Origin of the sequence: Chryseobacterium sp. Leaf394 (genome assembly GCF_001424105.1) — a bacterium.
GTDB lineage: Bacteria > Bacteroidota > Bacteroidia > Flavobacteriales > Weeksellaceae > Chryseobacterium.
On the sequence record NZ_LMQH01000011.1, the window covers coordinates 2284806 to 2303960 of the forward strand.

A 19155-nucleotide genomic window follows, 5' to 3' on the forward strand; every position below is an offset into this window, starting at 1 on the left:
ATATCTTCGAAAATAATATCTTCTGTTCTGATTACAGACTTTTCTGATTGTTTTGAATGTAAAATCAAACATATTTTTTTATACCGTAGTTCCGTTTGCATTGACTGGTTTAGACAAATCCCAATTACTAACTGCAATCTGTTCCAAAAAGCATTTTGTTCTGTAATTGGTTTTCCGCAAAAGCTGTTTCGAGTGATTTGTTAGCCATTCATGCCTTGCCTCGGTATATTTTTTAATCCATTTTTTCTCGTCACCACCGTTTACCGGAACATTTTCTGCAAATTTTTCTCTGATAAACGCCGGCACACTTCCCGAATGAATGTAGCTGTCATAAATGACCAGCAGACTCAAAGCTTTTGTAAATTTATTCTTTTCAAAGAAATGAAAAGCCGGCTGATAATAAAGAACGTCAAAAAAGTCGTCCTGAGATTTTCTCATCACCGGATCCTGCTTCGCCGCTTTTTTCAATAAATTTTTAAATGCAGCTTCATCCACTAAAGGCGTTTTGCCAATTTTCGGGAGGTAGATTTTAAATTCTCCTGCAAACGCCCCCTTATTGGCGATGTATTTTTCAATAAGCGCTTTCAGATTTCCCTGTTCGGTTGTCTGGCTGCGTCCGTAGGTGATCTGTCTGGAGCCGTTTTTTCCGTCGGGATAGGTTGCGATAAGGTCATATTTCCCTTCTTTCGTTCCCGTTTCAAATACATTGATAATCTGTATTATTTTGCTTTTTTGTGAAGATGAAATCATATTTTTAAATTTAAATTAAACCAGCCAATTATTTAAACTGAAAACATCAAGATAAGATTTTCTGAAATTTCTCACCCTTTTGTAAACACCGTCGCCGTTGCTTGACCCGTCATTGTTGGTATTTCCTTCAATGGTTATGAACGTATCTCCAACCACATCAACAATGACCGCAGTATGAATCCAGTCATTCTGTGATTTTCTGACCAATAAGACATCTCCCTTTTTTGCCAGAGCCGGATTGATTCTTATCTTTTCGTTTCTGATCAGTACACCCTTATGAATTCCATGTGTTCCTACGGTATCGCAACTGTAACTCAGCGGCATCATTTCAGTAAAATTTCTACCATGCAAAGATGTTGCCTGATCGAGAACTGCCTGTACAAAACCCATGCACCAAAGCCAGTCTGAGCCTTCATTTCCGCCCATGTAACTTCTTACCCAAGGTCCACAGTTGGTTTTCTGCTTGATGACCAGCTCAAACGGAAAACATTTCAGATGATTATGAGCAACTTCTGAAATCGTATCTCTTAAATTTCCTTTTTTCGCAACGGATTCAAATGAGTTTTTGAGATTTGAAGTAAGTTTTGCAAACAGAGAAGCTGTCACAATACCATCTGCCGGCACGCCAAGAAATTTCTGATAATTTTTGACTGCCACTTCCGTCGCCGGACCATAATCTCCGTCTATTCCCGTCATTGTACCGATGCCGCGGTGCTGTCTTTCCTGAAGGCAAAGCCATGACTGGATTTTTTCGACATCTGATTTTTTGTTGGCTAAACCTTTTTTCACGGCAGCGGCACTGAGGATTAATTCTTTTTGATAGTTGGTTTTTTTCATGATGATTTTGTTTTATGATGTTAGTTTTTTAGTAATTCCAGTGACAGAATAGGAGTCGTTCCATCCACGGGGTTTTAATGGTAGAAATTGACCAAGGAATTTGATTCAGAAGAATGTCGAAACCCTTTTTCTCGATCCAGATTTCTGGATTTTTATTTTTAAATTCAATTTTCCCATTCCTCTTCAGGAAAGTTTCACGAAACGCATCAATGGATGAATCTTTCATAAAACTCCAGTGTTGAATAACTGCACGTAGAAGATCTTCACACGCTTCCTTTTCATAAGCATTTAAACGCATATTTGCAGGGATGACCTCATCTGACTGCAATCCGCAGAGTATTTTGTTTAAAACCATTTTATTCTCATCAAAACTCTCATCTCCAAAAACTAAAAAATGCATCAATAAAACAGCTTTATGAGTGTCTTTTCCAGATTTCCAATCATTTTTTTCTGTGAGATTGAGTTGGTCAAACAAGGGAATGAAAAATGGATGAAGTATGGTGAGACCTGTGTTTTCTATATCAATAAATCTGTTATTCTCCATTTGATTTGTAAATATTCGATATTTTTCTGTTGAGATTTTAGATTGTTTCTCCAATTATTAATGGAAATTATATACCTCTCGCTTAATTTAAATCTGACTTTAAAAATTCTGAATGCTCAACTCTTTTGAAAGTCCAATGTCTTTTTGTAGATTGATTTAAAAATCCCTTCTTACCAAGGATGAATCTTTTTCAATAATATATTACAGGTGACAATTTCTCTGACCCCATATCTTAAATATTAAACGTAAACTCAGTAAGCTTTTGAAATCATTAATTTTATAACATTCATAAACTCATTAAAGCTTTTTGTCGGATATCAAGTAACGTTTTCATGATCTCTGCTGTGTCTGTTTAAGCTCAAAAATGATAAACTCTGCAGGTCTTGACGGGGCATAGCCAACTCTGATAATCATCCTGCCTTCCAAAATATCCTGCGCAGACATGGTTTCATTCAGACCTACTGAAACGAAAAACGCATATTCAGGTTTAATGCCTGCAAAAGCTCCTTCATTCCATAATGTCGTCAGATAATTTTCGATCATTACTTTTAGTTTTATCCATGTCTGGGCAACATTGGGTTCAAAAACAAACTGCATACAGGCTTTTTTCAAAGACTCTTGAAGCGTGATGGCTAGTCTGCGATAGTTGATGTACCGCCAGTCATTACTGTTTCCCGCAAGTGTTCGTCCACCCCAGACTATAATTCCCCTACCTGTAAATTTCCGGATGGCATTAATGGATTTTCCGGTCTCATGGATATTCATCTCTCTCTGATCTCTGTCCTTAATATCATCAGTAAGCCCAACGACACTGTTGATACTTATATTCGCCGGAGCTTTCCACACTCCCCTCGTTGCGTCTGTATTTGCATATATCCCAGCAATGGCACCTGATGGCGGAACAGTGTTCACAGATTGATTCAGCTTATCAATCACTAACGGGTATATCGGCAACTGAGAAATCAAATCATTTTCAATTTTTAATTCGTATTCCAATGACTTCTGAAGTTGTGTATTGATTGTATTGACAATCATGGTGTGCAGTTCTTCGAGTTCGCTTTCTATTTTCCCGTAATCTGCGGTATCGTCTTCTCCGATGGGATTTGATGTAAGCTTTTTAGCATACATATTTACTGCAGAGGCTGAGAAATCTGTTGCCGGAGTATTCTTCCACTCAGCATCATTGAATGTACTGTCCAAAGTGGCATCCATTACAGGATTATATATAATTCCGCTTAAAGAGTCGAATTTCGTTTCAAAATCGAAGAGATTCTGAGCGAGAGGCCTGAGGCTTTTTTTAACATTATCAGAAATAAAATTAGCAAAATCTGAATTTGCTGAGGCATATGGGTTTTTAAAAATTCCCAGCAAATTCCAGCATTTTAAAACATAAGCATTCACGTCTCCCTCGTTTGCTGCTGCAGTTGCGGGTTTGACCTTATCAGTATTTAAAGCTTCCCATACTGCTTCAAGCGCACTGATATCTCTATGTAATGCTTCAAAATTATTGATAATGATGCTTGACGTCGGATACAACATTTTAAAATCTATTCCACTGCCCTGAATATTGGAAAATCTAAAATTTTTCGGCACACCTGAAATAAGATTCGGATAATAAGCTGCCCCATACTTCAGCGAAGAATTACCTATAGCTTCTCTGAAATCTTCGAGATCTTTTATCTTACCATCTTTTTGGATGACATCCATGATGACAAAACGATCCATCAGGTTTTCACATTGCTGTAAAGCCTGTTTCTGAATATTACCAAGACTGGTTTTGGGGTTAGAGCTTTCTACATTTACAGCATCAGGAAACAGGATTAAAGTAGGCTCATCAAAATTTTCCAGCAGCTGGATTCCTTTTTTAGGCGAGTTACCATAAAAATCACTTTCTGCAATCGTATTTACTGTCGCACCGTTTTTGTATTTTCCTACAGAAACGATGTAGCAGATACTACCTCCATTTTCATAAAAAAGTTTCAAACTATTATACAGCTGAAATTTGCTTTCTTCTGCTTGGGACTGATCAGTAGGCATTCCATTAGCATCCAGAACCACACTGATACTTTTAGGGGCTGGGGCACCCCCAAAGGTCTGCTCAAACTCTACAAAAGATTTAATTCTTGTCGGAATTGCCGGACCTTTTTCTGTATATCCTAAAAAAGCAGGTATCGCAGTAGTGAGTTGAGCTACAGAAGATGGGAATGTGTTAATCTCACTGATGTAGACTCCCGGTGTTTTGATAGGAATTGGATTCATGGCAGATTATTGTAAATTGTTTTTTCTGTTTTCTCCAAAATTCTCCCGACTAGATTTCTCCGCCGTGATTATTTTTATCATTTTCCAATAGATCAATCCTTACTCTAGTAATCACTTTTTCGTCAGAAACTACAGATTCCTGTACCATATGAAATCTCATTTTATATAGCATGGAAGGCATATATTTGGAGCCGAGATAAGACCACATCTGATTCAGCTGCTCTATACCTAAACTTACACTTTCCATGGTAACTCTTTGATAGTTCTTTTTTTGAGTTTCACTTTTCTGAGTAAAACTTTCTTCAGTAATAAGTTCGGTATTGTCATTTTTATAAAAGAATGAATTATTCTGCTGAAAAAAGACTAAAATTTTGTTGAGTTTGTCTATTCCGTCGAGATATGTGTTCATGGATTTATTATAAGACGCAAACAATAACGATAAGATGAAATACTGGTTTGGATTATATCCTGAAATCTGATCCTGATTGTCATTTTTAAGGTAAAACGACTGATTTTTCATCGTGTGGTCTTCTTCTATATTGACAATTGAAAGAATAACAGGCGAAGCGGTTTCAAAAAATTCGTCAACATCGTTCAATGCTGAAATATTTACAGTTTCAATCACAGCGCCGATGGGATCTACCAGTTTGCATAGTGATTCTATCAATGTTCGGAGATTCATGGTGTAGTTTTATGAAGTAAAGTTACTCATTTTCCGATAGATACAATCCGTAATATCACTATTTCTCTACCGTATTTTCCCCAACACTTATTTTGTTCAGCATTAATCTCCAGTGAAAACACATTAGCAGAAAGGCTTTTAAAAGAAAATAGTTAATTCAAAAATTTTATATATGTGCCATTAAATACACTACAAAAACTACATAATTATTATATTTTAAAATTGCGTTAGGGAAACATTTTAGATAAATTTCAGCTAGATCAAAATAATGAAAAGGTACTAAATTTACTTTTTTAAAAATTAATTTAAAATTATTTGCCATTTTATTTTCAAATTAGAAATAATCTTCTATCTTTGCACCCACAAAAAACAAGGTAATTCCTGTTTCAGATGACCTTTAATCGGGGCGTAGCGTAGTCCGGTCATCGCGCCTGGTTTGGGACCAGGAGGTCGCAGGTTCGAATCCTGCCGCCCCGACAGTTTTAGATAATTTTCACAAAATTACAAATGGGTGCGTAGCTCAGCTGGATAGAGCATCTGCCTTCTAAGCAGACGGTCAAAGGTTCGAATCCTTTCGCGCTCACTGTAGAGAGATCAGAAATGATTTCTCTTTTTTTTTGGGAAAAATCGGCGAAAGCACGGCTGGATCAAGTATCCCCATTTCAATGAGGCAGTCAAATGGCCGAATCCTTTCGCTGTAAGGAAAATTTATCTAAAGACGTAAGAAAACATTATACCTCCCCTGGTGGGAATTATTTCCCCGCTTTTATTCCAGTTTTCAGCAGTTTCATATCTCGTTCCCGTGTCTGCAAAATATCCGTGGTAAAAACCCTGTATTGATCCTATTCCCACAAAAGCTTCCAGATTTAATCTTTCGGAAATTTTAAATTTGTATCCGGCATCAATTCCAAAAACCAACGCAAAGCCCCGCTGATATAGGCTCGTAATTCTGGGAGTACCATCTGCGTTAAACATATAATCTCCATTTTCATTTACTATTTGTTTTTTGTTCCAGTAGTTCCATTTCTGCAGATCAAAAACTCCTCCTGAAAAGTATCCGCCTACGAACCATTTTGTGTGTCCTCCACCAAAATAGTATCTTGCTTCGGCTGTTCCCAAATAAATTTGAAGGTGACGCCCTGTAATGGATTTCCACGGCGAAACAAACACTTCACCCTGTAGTGCAAAATGATCTGATACCGGCTTTTCTACAGCAACATTCAGTATTGTTAAGGGAGCGAAGAGTGCATTTACTTTCACTTCTGTCTGTGCATTTCCCAGGGTATAAACTAGAAGTAAAAATGCGAGTGACAAGGTTTTTCTTTGAAATAAATAATACTTTTTGTACGTAAAGGCAAAAACAAACTTCATTATAAAAACATTAAGTTCTGTCTGTAACAAAAGATGAACCATCTATAGACCAAAATAGCAGGACTACCCACGATTTTTATATTACTGACAATTAATTTTATCCGAATACCCGCAAAACAACTTCTGCGATTCTTCTTCTGTCACCATCCGAAAGATTTGAACCCGACGGCAAGCATAAACCATTGTTAAATAACTGCTCAGCTACATTACCACCGTAATACGGTTTATCAGCAAATACAGGCTGCAAATGCATTGGCTTCCACAGAGGTCTTGACTCTATATTATCTTCTGCAAATGCCATTCGAAGGTCTTCACACGTTTTACCAGAAATTTTCCCATCAACTACTATCGCAGACAGCCAGTGATTTGAATAAAAGAAATCTGACGGTTCCGAAAAAACAGTTATACCTTCAATATTTTTGAATATATCAACGTAGAAATCGTGCATCTTTCTCCTCGCCTGTACCCGATCTTTCAGAACCTCCATCTGACCACGTCCGATTCCTGCAACAATATTACTCATTCTGTAGTTGTAGCCTATCTGTGAATGCTGGTAATGCGGTGCGTGGTCACGAGCCTGAGTTGAAAGAAAAACTGCTTTTTCTTTATCTTCCGGAGAATGACAGACCAAAGCCCCCCCACCGGAAGTAGTGATGATTTTATTACCGTTAAAAGATAAAATTCCGAATCGGCCAAAAGTGCCGCATTTCTGGCCTTTGTAATTTGAGCCTAAGGCTTCAGCTGCGTCCTCAATTACAGCAATGTCGTATTTATTGGCAACTTCTATGATTTCATCCATTTTCGCAGGCATTCCGTACAAATGTACAACGATGATAGCTTTTGGTTTTTTACCTTTTGCAATTCTGTCCTGAATTGCTTCTTCTAAAGCAATTGGGCACATGTTCCATGTCTCATTTTCGGAGTCGATGAAAACTGGTGTGGCGCTGCAGTATACAATAGGATTAGCAGAAGCTACAAATGAAAATGTAGAAGTAAGAACTTCATCTCCCTGTGAGACACCAAGCATTACCAAGGCCAGGTGTAAAGAAGAGGTTGCTGAATTTAATAAACAGATTTTAACCTCAGCGTTTAAAAAAGATTCCAGCTGCTGCTCAAAAACATCAATGTTTGCACCGATTGAGGTTACCCAGTTATTTTGAAAAGCTGTTTCTACAAAACTCAATTCATTACCTGAAAGATGAGGTAATGAAAGCCATATTTTATCATTCATACATTAAAATCATCAAAAGGTAATTATAGTTTTTCTGCTTTAAATTGAAAATAGCGAAACTTTTTGACACTATTTGATACGGTCTCCCTGGCCCTTACCTCCTACAGTAGCAAAAATATATCTAAAATAGTTTGAAACGTTTAAATTCTGAATCATTTCTGAATCTTTAACTGCCAGTTCTCTCGGTGTAGACATATCTATTTCATTAATCTGAGACAAACCGGTAATACCAGGCACAGCGTTGTAAACACCTCTTCTGCCTCTTTCCTCAATCAGTTCAGTCTGATTGTAGAGATTGGGTCTCGGGCCTACCAAACTCATATCACCCATCAAAACATTAATGAGCTGCGGAAGCTCATCCAGTTTTGATTTACGCAGAAAACTTCCAAACGGCGTTATTGCAATATCTTTTGAAAGATGTGTAGCCACAGATTTTGTATTAACGGGCATGGTACGAAATTTTATGAGCTTAAAAGGTTTTTTATACTTCCCTACCCTTTCCTGAACGAATATAGGCGAGCCTGTATCAAAAAGTCCGATTAGATACAGTATCACCAGAATTGGCCAGAGAAACAAAAGACCAAAAAATGAAAAAAGAAAATCAAATATGCGTATCATGTAATTTCGAATATTAATATTATTTATTTTTAAAACTTTTTATGGTTTTTATAAGTCCCTCTTCTGCGGACAGGGGGAGTTTTTCCAGTCCCAGGGCTGTTTTTATTTTCTGGTTAGAAACCATGTAAGATTCAGTCAGTTTTTTTAGTCTTTCTGAATTGAGTGGCAGATGCATTTTGTCTCCTAATTTTGCAGTTTTTTCTATTAAATTTTTAGAAATGTTCCACAATCTGGCATTCTTTTCTAATACTTTGTTTATAATAATAATCAAATCATTTGTAGAAATGCTATTATCATCAGCAAAATTATAAATTCCTGAAGCAATATTTTTATCCGAGATCATTTTTTCCACCAAAAAATTAAGATTATCAATACTTAAGAACGAGCGTTGATTTTCAAAACTTGCCAGTGGCCACGGAATTCCCTTCTTTACAACTTTATACAGTAAATTGAGGTTTCCTTTGTTTCCCGGACCGTGAATCATACAAGGTCGGATGATGAAAAGCCTTTTATTTTCCGGTAATTCTTTTGACAGTAAATATTTTTCTGCTTCCAGTTTTGATTTTCCATACGGCGTTTTTGGGTCAGAATGATGGTTTTCGTCTAAAACTCCATCAATAGTGTCGGCACTTGCTTTTACAGAACTAAAGTAGAAAAAATCCTGAATATTTGAATTTAAAAATTCATCAAAAAGCTGAATGGTTAAATCTCTGTTGATTTTAAAATAGTCTTCCTCAGCAGAAGTATTTGCCGTATCATGAGCCTTTCCTGCGAGATGAATGATGACATCGCTGTTTTTATCTAAAACCCAGGAATTTCTTAATGACAATCCTCGAACATCATGATTTTGAAGTTTTAAATATTTCGAAAGGTTTTGTCCGACGAAGCCGGAGGCGCCTGTGATGGTGATTTTCATTTGAACTGTTGCAATGTCTTTTTATTAATTCTGTCTCGTTCATTATCAAAAACCCACCCCCATTTATTAAAGTAAAGTATTGCTGACTTAACAAAGATCTTGAAAAGATGTTTACTTTTGTTTGCTCCAGATTCATAACCGTGAGTTACAGAAACCGACGGAAAATAAACTGTATCAAATTTTTGATGCATTCTTCTAGAAAGATCCCAGTCTTCAAAATACATAAAAAAGCGGTCATCATATGTTCCTACTTTTTCCAAAGCTTCCATACGGAACAATGTGAAGCATCCAGAAAGAATAGGTGCATTATAAATCATCTCTTCCTCTACAAAGCGTAATTCATACTGATTAATAAAATTATTAAAAATTTTTGTTGGCTTTTTGATTTTTCTCATCAGTACACTGTAAGGAGAAGGTACTAATTTCGGAAGGTTTTGTATTGTTCCGTCATCATTTAAAATCTGAGGCATCATCATACCGATTTCCGGATGTTGCTGCATGTACGTGACCATTGGAAAAAATACATCTTCTGCGAAATGAACATCTGGATTGATTACAAAATGAAATTCGGAACCCATTACCTGAGCTTCTTTAAAAGCTAAATTGTGTGAAGCACCAAAACCCGGATTAGACGGGTTGTGAATATATGTTACAAAAGCGAATTCTTTAAAAAAGGATTTTAAAGAATTCGATGGAGAATTATCTACAATAATTAATGAAGATTTTTCTTTGAGAAAAGTAAACGAATTCAGAAGTAATCTTAGATCTTTTTCGGATGTTTTGTAGGTCACAACAGATGATGTGATCATAAATATTAATTATCGTTCTCGTTATCTTTTTTCTTATAAATATGCTCAGTTTTCACAATTCTTTTCCCTGTAATACCACGAATTGTTTGTCTAAGCATAGCATCTGCTTTCAGAATAACATTTTTCACAGGCTCATCTGGTCTTCCGTAAAAAGAGGTTACATGAAAATATTCACTCTGTTCTGCTGGTTTTTTTGAGAAATAATAATTGGAGACACAACATCTTTTACCATCAGCAACTACCTTACTCACAGAATGAATAGATGTCTTGTTGGTAATCATTAATGCCAACCGATTAAATTTTGAGTGTAGAACTCTCTGTGGATTATTCATTCCATTATCCCAAAGTTCTAAATTTCCTCCATTTTCTACATCCCAATCTGGAGTAACATAATATAACAGATTGAGAACTCTGTAATTTTCTCTGTCATTATCATGAGAGTTATCTAAATGTGGATTAAGAAAATTGCCCGTAGCCATCAAGCTGATTCCACCTGCATAAAGGTTTGAGTCTGGAGTCATCTCTTTCAGACCTGTAATTTCTTCTACTACATCAATTACTCTTTGGTCTTGAAAAGCAAAAACGATCTCTTCAAGTAAAGGATTGTAGAGATCCATCTGAGCTGCAATTCTTTTATTTTCGCGCAATGATTTGTAAGCGGTCATTTCCTCTGGAGAAGGAAATGCGTCATATATTTCTTTAGCAATATCTTCTGGAAGTAAATCATCAATAATACATGAATTGATTCTACCTTCTAAATTAAATTCTTTTTTATAGGCTTCTTTAGATTCTTCTAATTTTTTTAGAATCAAATCTGCGTATTCATTTCTTTTCATACTTAATTTTTTAATGTTCTTCGTAGTAATTCTACAAAAATAATTATTCTCCAACGAATAATTCTAGAAAGTTTTGATTTTTTTCTGGATGTTACATTACTATCATGTCTACGGTAATAAATAAGATCTTCATTTATAAATTTGACCTTACCATAATACATGTGTAGTGCGCCTATCCACCAATCGTGCATAGGTATATTCTCGGGAATAGGAAATACCTTTGGAACACTGTTTTTCTTAAATGCAATAGCGCATCCTAAGAAGAGCGGTTTAATAAAATGTTTTATCTGTGATTTTTCAGGAACAGGTTTATCAAAAAACTGTGAGTTTAAGGATTTCCCGTTTTCATCGCAGTATAACGCATTGCTAAGTACCAGAGTAACGTCTTTATCTTCAAATTGTTTGAGCATAATAAAAACCTTATCTTGTCTCCAGATATCATCCTGATCACAAAGAAAGACGAGGTCATGAGATGCGTTTAATATGGCATTTTCAAAATTCTTTATAACTCCTTTACCCAGATTATTTACGAAAATCTTAATTCGGCTGTCGTTGAATGATTTTAATATTGAGATAGTCATATCAGTAGAATGGTCATCTGAGACAACAATCTCATCATCTTTATCTAATTGCGGAAGTATAGATTCTATTTGTTCCTTTATAAATTTTTCACCATTATAAGATGCAAGACAAACGGAAATACTATTTTTGTGTATCATGAATACAAAATTATTTATTTTTTTCTCAGACAGGAAATCTTTAGCATTTATATCATTGCTTTTTTCAATTACTATCCATGCTCAGAAAAACACTGTAAAAGCATCTGATTTTGGCGCAATTGTAAATGATGGGAAAGACGACACCTTTTCCCTTCAAAAAGCTATTGATCATCTCTCTAAAAATAAGGGTGGTACACTTGTATTAGATAAAGGTTCTTACAATGTGAGTCACCTCAGTTTTATTGGTCTGCAATATAGTAATATTACCATGATGGGGCAAGGAGCAAATATTACGATTATAAAACAAATTCTACCCAACGTCAGGAGAAATGTACGCGGGAATAAATTCAGCACCTATGCAACGCGCACAGCTGGTGATGGCATTTTAGTTTTTGATGCCAATGTAAGTAATCAAAAAAATGATGATTTATCTATAAAAAATATTCTTATAGCGGGACTGTCTTTTGTTTCTGAAGTAGAAAAATTTGGATTTGATGAGCTTTCTCACCAGATTTCAGCACACGGTGTGAGTGGCTTTACAGTTTCCAATTGTAATTTTACCGGATTTTTGGGTGATGCAGTATCAATTAATGGTTCCACAGATTTTTCTAAAAATAGAGATGCTTATAATAAAAACATAAAAATTTCAGAATGCAAATTTGATGGAGTTAATAAGAACAACCGACAGGCGATTTCCATCTACTACTCAGACGGTTTTGTAATAGAAAAATGCTCTTTCAAAAATACAACACGTGATGATATGCCGGGTGCAATAGATATAGAAGCAGATCAGGATTTTAATATTTCACGTAATGGCAAAATTTTAAACTGTAGTTTTGAAAACATTGGAGGTATCGGAGCGATATGTATTGTATTGAAACCTTCTGTTCAACTTAATGATTATTCAAATAAAAACTTTCTTATTGATGGCTGTACTTTTACAAAAATCAATACTCCATTGGCCGTAATTGGCAATAGCGGTTTTAAGACCTTTGATTCTGGAAAAGGTTTTTATATCACATTTTCTAACTCTACTGTAGATACCTCTGCTTCTATTATGGATCTTCGAAGTGCCTACGGTATCAGAATTTCAAATATTTCGTTTTCCAACATTTCCAGCAAAATTCTGAATGTGGTAAGTGATGTAGGTGGCCGTGCTATTTTGTTTGAAAACTGCAGTTTCAGGAATGTGACAAATCCTAATGGTTTAGGTTTTACTGGCGATACTTCTGAAATTGATTTCGTTAATTGTAGATTTGAAAATTTCAGTATTCATGCAATTACAATCAACTCTGTGAAAGGAGCACGAAAATTCATAAATAACAAATTTATTTCAACATCTTACAAGGGTGGAGAACCTTTAGTAATTCCTTATTACAGTAATCGTCGGGATGTTTCTCATATTTCGATCAAAAACAACCATTCGCAGGGTAATTTTTTGAATCTTGATGTGAATCATTATTTTAAGAAAAAGTAAAAGCTACAGAAAGCGAAGTTTAAAAAACTTTAAACTTTTATATTTCACTGTTAATTTAAGAAGATGCGGAAAATCTACATATAAGAAAAGTTTGATGGAGTCCCGTTTTTTTCCATAGATTTTAAGATCTTTTAAGAATAAGATGTATCTCTGCAATGCCTGAGTTTTTGAATGCGTGTTTGCAGAAAAATCCTGATGCAGTTTTGTATTTAAAATTCCAAGATATTCTATTTTGTATTTTTTGGTTTTTTCAACAAAATCGTGATCACAAAAATCTAAAAACAAATCTTTATTATAGCCTCCAATCGCCTGAAAAAGATTTGTATTAACCATTAGTCCAGAGTTTATACAGCTTACATCCTTTAATAAAATTTGGTTTTCTTCAGGGATAGGCATTTGTGACGATCGATAATTTCTGTAATATGACGGTGACATTAATCTACCACCACTAAACACCAAAGGACATTGAATTTTGAAGCGTGGATCTGCCTTAAGATATGAATCGTAAAAGTCATTAGGCAACTCCGTATCCTGATCTAAAAAAACAAACCAATCTTTATTTCTATCTCTTGCTTCCTCAACCAAACGATTATAAGCGAATGGCAAGCCATTATTTGCATTCTCACTAAAGATGCAGACCTCAACAAACCCGTTGGTAAAGTTTTCTAATTTTTTGTAATCACTATTATGAGGTGTATTATCATAAACTAAAATAAGAACCTTGTTTTGTAGAGAATGCAAGGAAGAAGAAATACTGTTTAGCAGAGTTTTGTATGTTACTGTATCTTGCAGTTCTTCTTTATACAGTACCATTCCGAATGATAATTTTTCTTCTAAAATAGCCATGATGAGTATTCTTTTAAAATTTTTGCCATAAAGATATTGTAATAAAAAAAGACAAATATGGTTGATATTACTATTATATAGCCGAAGATTTTAAAACGATCATTAAAACAAAGAATGATAAGAGGATATAAGACAATCTGTATAATTGAAATAAGTTCGTAGGTCCTTAATGAAAACGTAAGGCCCGTGGTACTAAACAAGAAAAAAAACACAAGTGACAAAATATGAATTTTCAGAAAAATTTCAAAACCATTATATTTTATTTTTTTTCTAAACCAATATAAAACTGCTAAGTAAAACATTGAGATTATAATTTTGAAGTTGAAAATATTCAATTGTACATCTTCATATTTTTTGACATCCAAATAAACCTTTGCTTTCCAAAATATCGAATCTAATCTAAGAATCGATATAAAATTAAGATTTAAAATTGGTGTCAATAAGCTAAGCCCAAGAATAAAAAACATATATTTAAATTTTACATCATATCTGTTTACAAAATATATAGATAGAAATAAAATCGATGAATTATGAAACATTGTCGCTAAAAAAATTTTAAACAACACAGCCTTATTATTCTTATTTATTAAGTCTGGAGTCATCCATAGTAAAATTCCTGATGCTACACCGGCCCTAATAGTTGTCATTTCCTGTACTAAAAAGAGATTTGAAACGTACAGCATTATTGCAAGCGTAGAGAACAAATATGCTTTGACAGAACTGAGTTTAAAATACACAGCAATAAATGCATATATTACAAAAGCTAATCTAACATAGTTCTCGACCAAAAACTTAGAGAAAATTGTAATTACAGTAACTGTTGGTTCATCTCCTAAGCTTTTGGAAGTTGTAGATTCTGAAAATAAATTAGTGTAAATAAAATAATCATTATCAATCCGACTATTTCGGGTACCAGCAAAAATTCCTAAAATTACTATAAGTAAAAATGTTATTAAACCGATGTTTTTTCTGTTTCTGAAAAGAGACAAAATAGCAGTTGTAATGAAAATAAAAATGTAATGAATCACTTGTCAAATCAATATTATGTCAATTGTAATTTAAAATCTTTCGCCACATTTTCTATACTTATGGCTTGTTTAAACTCTTTTATAGAAGCTTTAAATAGACAATAAATTTCTTCCAGCTCACGGCTTCCTTGATGTTTTTGCAAATAAATTATTTTTTCTTTCATTTCATCGATGTCATCACATAAGTAGCCAAGAGAGCCATATGAAGAGAATATATTCGAAAAAAAACTAGTTTTTAACGCTATAATAGGTATTTCGAAATTAATAGCATCAAAAAATGCGGCGCTGCTTCTTAGGATAAAATCATCTTTATCATAAAAAAAGAGCACATAGTCTAAGCTTTGCACATTTTGATCAAAAATATTTCGATCCAAGGGCACATTCAATTGGCTATTCACGTAATCAATAACATAAGTATTCAAATGAGAAGCTAAATTATCTTCGATAGTCCCGATTAGTTCAACCTTGATAGAATTGTTTTCTATTTCCGAGGCAAGTTTCTCTGCAAGACTAAATAGACATTGTGTATTTTTTCTTACCCCTGCACTACCAATATGCCCCACTCTCATTACACTTTTATTTACTTGGTATTTTTTTTCCACAACATGATTCTTTCCATATGTAGGTAATTCAATACTTATAATTTGATTCTTCTGCAGTAACCCAGCTTCTAGAATAATTTTTTCCGAAACCTTTGTGAGAAAAAGATACTGTGTATTTTTCACTGGTATTCTAAAACTGTATTTATAAAGATTACCAATAAATTTCTGATAAAGATTTTTACTATTAAAAATATATTCTACCTCACCATGTATGGCTAATACAATCTTCATTTTAGGAAAAATAAGCTTTAATAAATTAAAGATGATCAGAGATAAGGGATAAATATGAGCGATAAAGAACCAGTCTTTTTTAGAATCAGCATTTAAAAAAAGTTTCCAGAAAAAAAACAAATCTGAAAATAGCCTATTTATAACTCTGTAAACCTGTCCGAGTTTCGAACCAGCAAATTTTCCAAAATTTTGCGGAACAAATTCTAGATTTTTTTCATTTGCACTGAAATACTTTCTAACCAAGAGCAAATGCTCACTTTCTAAAAAAATTTTTTTTTGCTCTTGAGGATAAGAAATTTCAAGTAACCGTATAAAATTCACATTTGCCAAAACGTGAAGGTGCTTTTCTACAAAACGATCAATAATATATATCATTAGCTATAAAAATACGGGTGATAATTAATTTTGTATAAAAGTTTCGATTTTCTTTCACCAATATTCTTCGCAGGAATACCACCATATATCATATTTTCACATGTATTTCTTGTGACTACGGATCCGCAAGCGATTACACAGCCTCTAGCAATTGTCACACCTGGTAAGATAATGGATCTTGCAGCTATCCAAACGTAGTCCTCTATGATTACGTTATCGGATTTGATTTCATGGTGGTCAGAATGTTGGTCATGTTGAGCTGTGAAGATGTATGTATCTCTAGCCACGTCTACATTATTACCTATGATTATTTTACCAATTCTACCATCCAATAAAACACCTGGATTAATTATTGTATTGTCACCAATCTGAATTTGTTTTTTATCGGGATGGATATTAAGCAGCTTTACATTCATAGATACAAATGATTGTTTTCCCACTGTAATATATCTTCTTACAAAAAACATTCTAAGCGCATTAAAAGGAATTTTTGAGAAAAAAGCATTAAATAAGTATAATCGAAAATGAGCAAAGAATAATTTAACTTTAGTAGTAGCGGTCATAGATTTTCTTTAATAATTTGTAAAAATAATTTATTCTTTTCAACTAAAGCTTTGTCTTTTTTGCAAAAACTTAACAATAAACTTCGTAATATTCCTAAATATAAAATGTATTGACATAAGACGAAGAATGGAGTTTTTGTTTTAATAAAAAATTTTTTCTTGCTTTGTGTCATCCACAGAAACTTTTGGTTGCTGAGTCTATCTTGCGAACCTCCTTCTAAATGAATAATTTTAGCCTGAGGAATAGAATAAAATTTATATCCTAAATCTTTTATTCTTTTAGACAGTTCAGTTTCTTCATAATACATAAAAAAATCCTCGTCAAAGCCATTTACAGTTTGAAAAAGATCTTTTGAAATAAAATAGTCCGCTCCGCCTATGAATCCTTCAATTTTTTTTACTTCCAATGTATTGTTAAAGCGGAAAAAATTATTATATTTTATTTTAGCCAAAATATCGAAAAAAAAACCATTCATTTCTGTCCAAATATTGGGGTAAAAATTATCGTATGATATCATCGGCGCTAGGTTTTCAGAATATAAATTTCCACCAACAACACCAGCATCAGGAAGTACTTTGTAATATTCTTCTAAAATACTCACAGCATCATTTAATAAAATAGTATCAGAATTAAGAAATAGCAAAAATTGACCTGTAGCACTTTTCGCACCAAGGTTATTAGCGCTACCAAAACCTGCATTCCTATTATTCAAAATAAGTTTCACATCAGGATAAGAAACTGTTAATGTCTCAATATCTCTATTTGGTGACAGATTATCAACAACAATTATTTCATACGAAACTATTTTTGTGTTTTTTTTTATTGATTTAATACATTCTTCTACAAGGTGTAGAGTGTTGTAATTAACTATTATTATTGAGACCTGCATTATTGATTTTTAGGATTTTACCGATGCTACTTTCAAGTGGTTCGTAAAAAATTTCTATATTTTTAATAATTAATTCTTCACTCATGTCGCTAAGCGAAACTGTTTTTAAATAACTAATAATTTCTTCATTATGTTTAAATTTAATAATTTTTGCAGGATTGCCCCCAACTATAGAAAATGGTAACACATCTTTTGTAACTACAGAACCAGCTGCAATTATAGCCCCTCGTCCAATCGTTACTCCCGAAAGTATAGTGACATTAAATCCTATCCAGCACTCGTCTTCAACAATTATGGGACCTTTACTTTCAGCATCTTGATCAAAATCACGAAAGGTCAGCATAGCTTTTAAGGGATAAGAGGTGAATGTATCCATTTTATGATTACCTCCCAAAATAAAGTTAACATTTCTCGCTATACTCACATAATTACCAATAAAAAGACCTTCTCCAAGTATACCAAATTCATAAACATTTAAGGACCCATATGTTGAGTTTCCAACTGTGATTTTATTAATATCAGTAGAAAATCCTAACACGGTAGAGTTATGGAGATTCAGTTGTCTCCACCTACTTTTTAAAACGTAGTATTTAAATTGATTAATCAAATCGGTATAAGCAAAGATTAATGCTCGTAAATAAATTTTAACCATCACCACTAATATTACCTGTTAAATCTCATCTTAATTTGCTTCATAAAGAATAAAATCATAATTGGATAAAAATATGGTTCATACCAAAATTTCTTATACAATATTAAAAACCAATCTTTAGTTTTAAAATTTAAGCCACTATCTTTTTGTATGAGAAGCTTAATCATCCATCCATACAAGAAATATCGTAAAAGAAGATATTTCTCTTTTTCGTACCAGAAAAAACCTATTTTTTTTCTAAATCTAATTAGTATATTTAAATAATTCTCTACAAATACCTCAAAAAGATTATAACCTCCATTATTTTGTCCGTCAATTGCTGCTTCTAATATTTCATCGTACAAAATTACATTTTTGTCATGTAATATAGATGAATTTAAATATACGGGCACCTGAGAGAGCAAGGTACCACTATAAATCTCGAAATCGACCAAATCTAAAAATCGACTGTTAACGATATTTCCAGAAATAAAGGTTTTGAAAACATTTATTTTGCAAAGAAAATCCTCAGCTGAGTCGAACTCTTTTATACCTACACCTTCTTTAAATGTGTTTAAATGAATTAATCCATACTCCGAATCTGTAGATAACAAAGAAATAATTTTATTCAAACTACCTTCCAAGAGGTGATCGTCGTCTCCTAAGACCCAGATATACTTACCTTTTGCGTTTTTAAAACAATATGAAAAGTTACCATCCATGCCTAAGTTCACCAGATTTCTGTTATAGGTAATACTATGACCTCTCAAAATAAAATTTTCAATGATTTCTTGAGTGTTATCTGATGAGCAATTATCTGAAACCAGCAACTCTATAATATCTTTGTTGTACGAAATTTCAGCAAATAGCTTTTCTAGACTCTTTGATAATATAGAGGCACGATTATAAGTTGGTATTGCTATTGTAAGTAATTTCATAG

At 33.7% G+C, this 19155-nt stretch carries 20 protein-coding genes and 2 tRNA genes; 3 read left to right on the forward strand and 19 right to left on the reverse strand.

The window, feature by feature from the left end:
- Positions 1-78: 78 nt before the first annotated feature.
- From ASG21_RS15135 to ASG21_RS15155, 5 genes are all read right to left on the reverse strand, one after another.
- Positions 79-750 carry a chitosanase gene (locus ASG21_RS15135; RefSeq protein ID WP_056081967.1) on the reverse strand — a complete coding sequence of 224 codons (672 nt, stop codon included), beginning with the start codon at positions 748-750 and terminating at the stop codon, positions 79-81.
- 15 nt (positions 751-765) lie between these two features.
- The gene (locus ASG21_RS15140) at positions 766-1587 is read right to left on the reverse strand and encodes a peptidoglycan-binding domain-containing protein (protein ID WP_056081971.1); all 822 of its coding nucleotides are present in this window, start codon (positions 1585-1587) and stop codon (positions 766-768) included.
- A 28-nt stretch (positions 1588-1615) separates the two neighbouring features.
- Entirely contained in the window at positions 1616-2131 is a 516-nt protein-coding gene (locus ASG21_RS15145; RefSeq protein WP_056081974.1) for a contractile injection system tape measure protein, read from the reverse strand.
- 330 nt (positions 2132-2461) lie between these two features.
- A complete protein-coding gene (locus ASG21_RS15150; protein WP_056081977.1) occupies positions 2462-4390 on the reverse strand; it encodes a phage tail sheath C-terminal domain-containing protein in 1929 nt (642 codons plus the stop codon).
- 49 nt (positions 4391-4439) lie between these two features.
- Positions 4440-5072 carry a Pvc16 family protein gene (locus ASG21_RS15155; RefSeq protein ID WP_056081981.1) on the reverse strand — a complete coding sequence of 211 codons (633 nt, stop codon included), beginning with the start codon at positions 5070-5072 and terminating at the stop codon, positions 4440-4442.
- A gap of 402 nt (positions 5073-5474) precedes the next feature.
- Here ASG21_RS15155 and ASG21_RS15160 point away from each other — a divergent pair.
- Positions 5475-5549 (forward strand) — tRNA-Pro (locus ASG21_RS15160).
- 32 nt (positions 5550-5581) lie between these two features.
- A tRNA-Arg gene (locus ASG21_RS15165) sits at positions 5582-5655 on the forward strand.
- A 125-nt stretch (positions 5656-5780) separates the two neighbouring features.
- Here the strand turns inward: ASG21_RS15165 and ASG21_RS15170 are convergent.
- From ASG21_RS15170 to ASG21_RS15200, 7 genes are all read right to left on the reverse strand, one after another.
- The gene (locus tag ASG21_RS15170; protein WP_056081984.1) at positions 5781-6443 is read right to left on the reverse strand and encodes a DUF3575 domain-containing protein; all 663 of its coding nucleotides are present in this window, start codon (positions 6441-6443) and stop codon (positions 5781-5783) included.
- A 97-nt stretch (positions 6444-6540) separates the two neighbouring features.
- Positions 6541-7674 carry an aminotransferase class I/II-fold pyridoxal phosphate-dependent enzyme gene (locus ASG21_RS15175; protein WP_056081986.1) on the reverse strand — a complete coding sequence of 378 codons (1134 nt, stop codon included), beginning with the start codon at positions 7672-7674 and terminating at the stop codon, positions 6541-6543.
- Between the two features lie 69 nt (positions 7675-7743).
- Positions 7744-8292, reverse strand: coding sequence for a sugar transferase (locus tag ASG21_RS15180; RefSeq protein WP_056081989.1), 549 nt, complete (start codon positions 8290-8292; stop codon positions 7744-7746).
- Positions 8293-8311: 19 nt separating this feature from the next.
- Entirely contained in the window at positions 8312-9208 is an 897-nt protein-coding gene (locus ASG21_RS15185; RefSeq protein WP_056081991.1) for an NAD-dependent epimerase/dehydratase family protein, read from the reverse strand.
- Entirely contained in the window at positions 9205-10017 is an 813-nt protein-coding gene (locus ASG21_RS15190) for a glycosyltransferase (RefSeq protein ID WP_056081994.1), read from the reverse strand. The genes ASG21_RS15185 and ASG21_RS15190 overlap by 4 nt, the downstream gene beginning before the upstream one ends.
- A 5-nt stretch (positions 10018-10022) precedes the next feature.
- Complete coding sequence (locus tag ASG21_RS15195) at positions 10023-10853, reverse strand: 2OG-Fe(II) oxygenase (protein ID WP_056081997.1); 831 nt, start codon at positions 10851-10853, stop codon at positions 10023-10025.
- A gap of 2 nt (positions 10854-10855) precedes the next feature.
- A complete protein-coding gene (locus ASG21_RS15200; RefSeq protein ID WP_056082000.1) occupies positions 10856-11572 on the reverse strand; it encodes a glycosyltransferase family 2 protein in 717 nt (238 codons plus the stop codon).
- Here ASG21_RS15200 and ASG21_RS15205 point away from each other — a divergent pair.
- Positions 11571-13049, forward strand: a complete 1479-nt coding sequence (locus ASG21_RS15205; protein ID WP_056082003.1) for a glycosyl hydrolase family 28-related protein — start codon at positions 11571-11573, stop codon at positions 13047-13049. The genes ASG21_RS15200 and ASG21_RS15205 overlap by 2 nt on opposite strands.
- A 3-nt stretch (positions 13050-13052) precedes the next feature.
- On the opposite strand, the gene ASG21_RS15210 is transcribed toward ASG21_RS15205, so the two are convergent.
- From ASG21_RS15210 to ASG21_RS15240, 7 genes are read right to left on the reverse strand one after another with little or no spacing between them, the layout of a single operon-like run.
- Positions 13053-13895 carry a glycosyltransferase gene (locus ASG21_RS15210; protein WP_056082006.1) on the reverse strand — a complete coding sequence of 281 codons (843 nt, stop codon included), beginning with the start codon at positions 13893-13895 and terminating at the stop codon, positions 13053-13055.
- Positions 13883-14884, reverse strand: a complete 1002-nt coding sequence (locus ASG21_RS15215; RefSeq protein WP_157844532.1) for an EpsG family protein — start codon at positions 14882-14884, stop codon at positions 13883-13885. Before ASG21_RS15215 ends, ASG21_RS15210 begins: the two co-directional genes overlap by 13 nt.
- A 53-nt stretch (positions 14885-14937) precedes the next feature.
- Positions 14938-16131, reverse strand: a complete 1194-nt coding sequence (locus ASG21_RS15220; RefSeq protein WP_056082012.1) for a hypothetical protein — start codon at positions 16129-16131, stop codon at positions 14938-14940.
- On the reverse strand, positions 16131-16694 hold the full coding sequence (locus tag ASG21_RS15225; RefSeq protein ID WP_082482434.1) for an acyltransferase: 564 nt from the start codon (positions 16692-16694) through the stop codon (positions 16131-16133). The genes ASG21_RS15220 and ASG21_RS15225 overlap by 1 nt, the downstream gene beginning before the upstream one ends.
- On the reverse strand, positions 16691-17584 hold the full coding sequence (locus ASG21_RS15230) for a glycosyltransferase family 2 protein (RefSeq protein WP_056082015.1): 894 nt from the start codon (positions 17582-17584) through the stop codon (positions 16691-16693). The genes ASG21_RS15225 and ASG21_RS15230 overlap by 4 nt, the downstream gene beginning before the upstream one ends.
- Positions 17559-18236 (reverse strand): CatB-related O-acetyltransferase, encoded by a 678-nt coding sequence (locus ASG21_RS20685; RefSeq protein ID WP_082482435.1) that lies wholly within the window; start codon positions 18234-18236, stop codon positions 17559-17561. Before ASG21_RS20685 ends, ASG21_RS15230 begins: the two co-directional genes overlap by 26 nt.
- Before the next feature lie 11 nt (positions 18237-18247).
- The gene (locus ASG21_RS15240) at positions 18248-19153 is read right to left on the reverse strand and encodes a glycosyltransferase family 2 protein (RefSeq protein WP_056082018.1); all 906 of its coding nucleotides are present in this window, start codon (positions 19151-19153) and stop codon (positions 18248-18250) included.
- Positions 19154-19155: the final 2 nt, after the last annotated feature.

What these genes read in the sequence shown, in the direction of transcription:
- ASG21_RS15135 (WP_056081967.1), bottom strand. Translation starts at nt 750, where the DNA reads ATGATTTCATCTTCACAAAAAAGCAAAATAATACAGATTATCAATGTA.
- ASG21_RS15140 (WP_056081971.1), bottom strand. Translation starts at nt 1,587, where the DNA reads ATGAAAAAAACCAACTATCAAAAAGAATTAATCCTCAGTGCCGCTGCC.
- ASG21_RS15145 (WP_056081974.1), bottom strand. Translation starts at nt 2,131, where the DNA reads ATGGAGAATAACAGATTTATTGATATAGAAAACACAGGTCTCACCATA.
- ASG21_RS15150 (WP_056081977.1), bottom strand. Translation starts at nt 4,390, where the DNA reads ATGAATCCAATTCCTATCAAAACACCGGGAGTCTACATCAGTGAGATT.
- ASG21_RS15155 (WP_056081981.1), bottom strand. Translation starts at nt 5,072, where the DNA reads ATGAATCTCCGAACATTGATAGAATCACTATGCAAACTGGTAGATCCC.
- ASG21_RS15170 (WP_056081984.1), bottom strand. Translation starts at nt 6,443, where the DNA reads ATGAAGTTTGTTTTTGCCTTTACGTACAAAAAGTATTATTTATTTCAA.
- ASG21_RS15175 (WP_056081986.1), bottom strand. Translation starts at nt 7,674, where the DNA reads ATGAATGATAAAATATGGCTTTCATTACCTCATCTTTCAGGTAATGAA.
- ASG21_RS15180 (WP_056081989.1), bottom strand. Translation starts at nt 8,292, where the DNA reads ATGATACGCATATTTGATTTTCTTTTTTCATTTTTTGGTCTTTTGTTT.
- ASG21_RS15185 (WP_056081991.1), bottom strand. Translation starts at nt 9,208, where the DNA reads ATGAAAATCACCATCACAGGCGCCTCCGGCTTCGTCGGACAAAACCTT.
- ASG21_RS15190 (WP_056081994.1), bottom strand. Translation starts at nt 10,017, where the DNA reads ATGATCACATCATCTGTTGTGACCTACAAAACATCCGAAAAAGATCTA.
- ASG21_RS15195 (WP_056081997.1), bottom strand. Translation starts at nt 10,853, where the DNA reads ATGAAAAGAAATGAATACGCAGATTTGATTCTAAAAAAATTAGAAGAA.
- ASG21_RS15205 (WP_056082003.1), top strand. Translation starts at nt 11,571, where the DNA reads ATGAATACAAAATTATTTATTTTTTTCTCAGACAGGAAATCTTTAGCA.
- ASG21_RS15200 (WP_056082000.1), bottom strand. Translation starts at nt 11,572, where the DNA reads ATGATACACAAAAATAGTATTTCCGTTTGTCTTGCATCTTATAATGGT.
- ASG21_RS15210 (WP_056082006.1), bottom strand. Translation starts at nt 13,895, where the DNA reads ATGGCTATTTTAGAAGAAAAATTATCATTCGGAATGGTACTGTATAAA.
- ASG21_RS15220 (WP_056082012.1), bottom strand. Translation starts at nt 16,131, where the DNA reads ATGATATATATTATTGATCGTTTTGTAGAAAAGCACCTTCACGTTTTG.
- ASG21_RS15225 (WP_082482434.1), bottom strand. Translation starts at nt 16,694, where the DNA reads ATGACCGCTACTACTAAAGTTAAATTATTCTTTGCTCATTTTCGATTA.
- ASG21_RS15230 (WP_056082015.1), bottom strand. Translation starts at nt 17,584, where the DNA reads ATGCAGGTCTCAATAATAATAGTTAATTACAACACTCTACACCTTGTA.
- ASG21_RS20685 (WP_082482435.1), bottom strand. Translation starts at nt 18,236, where the DNA reads ATGGTTAAAATTTATTTACGAGCATTAATCTTTGCTTATACCGATTTG.
- ASG21_RS15240 (WP_056082018.1), bottom strand. Translation starts at nt 19,153, where the DNA reads ATGAAATTACTTACAATAGCAATACCAACTTATAATCGTGCCTCTATA.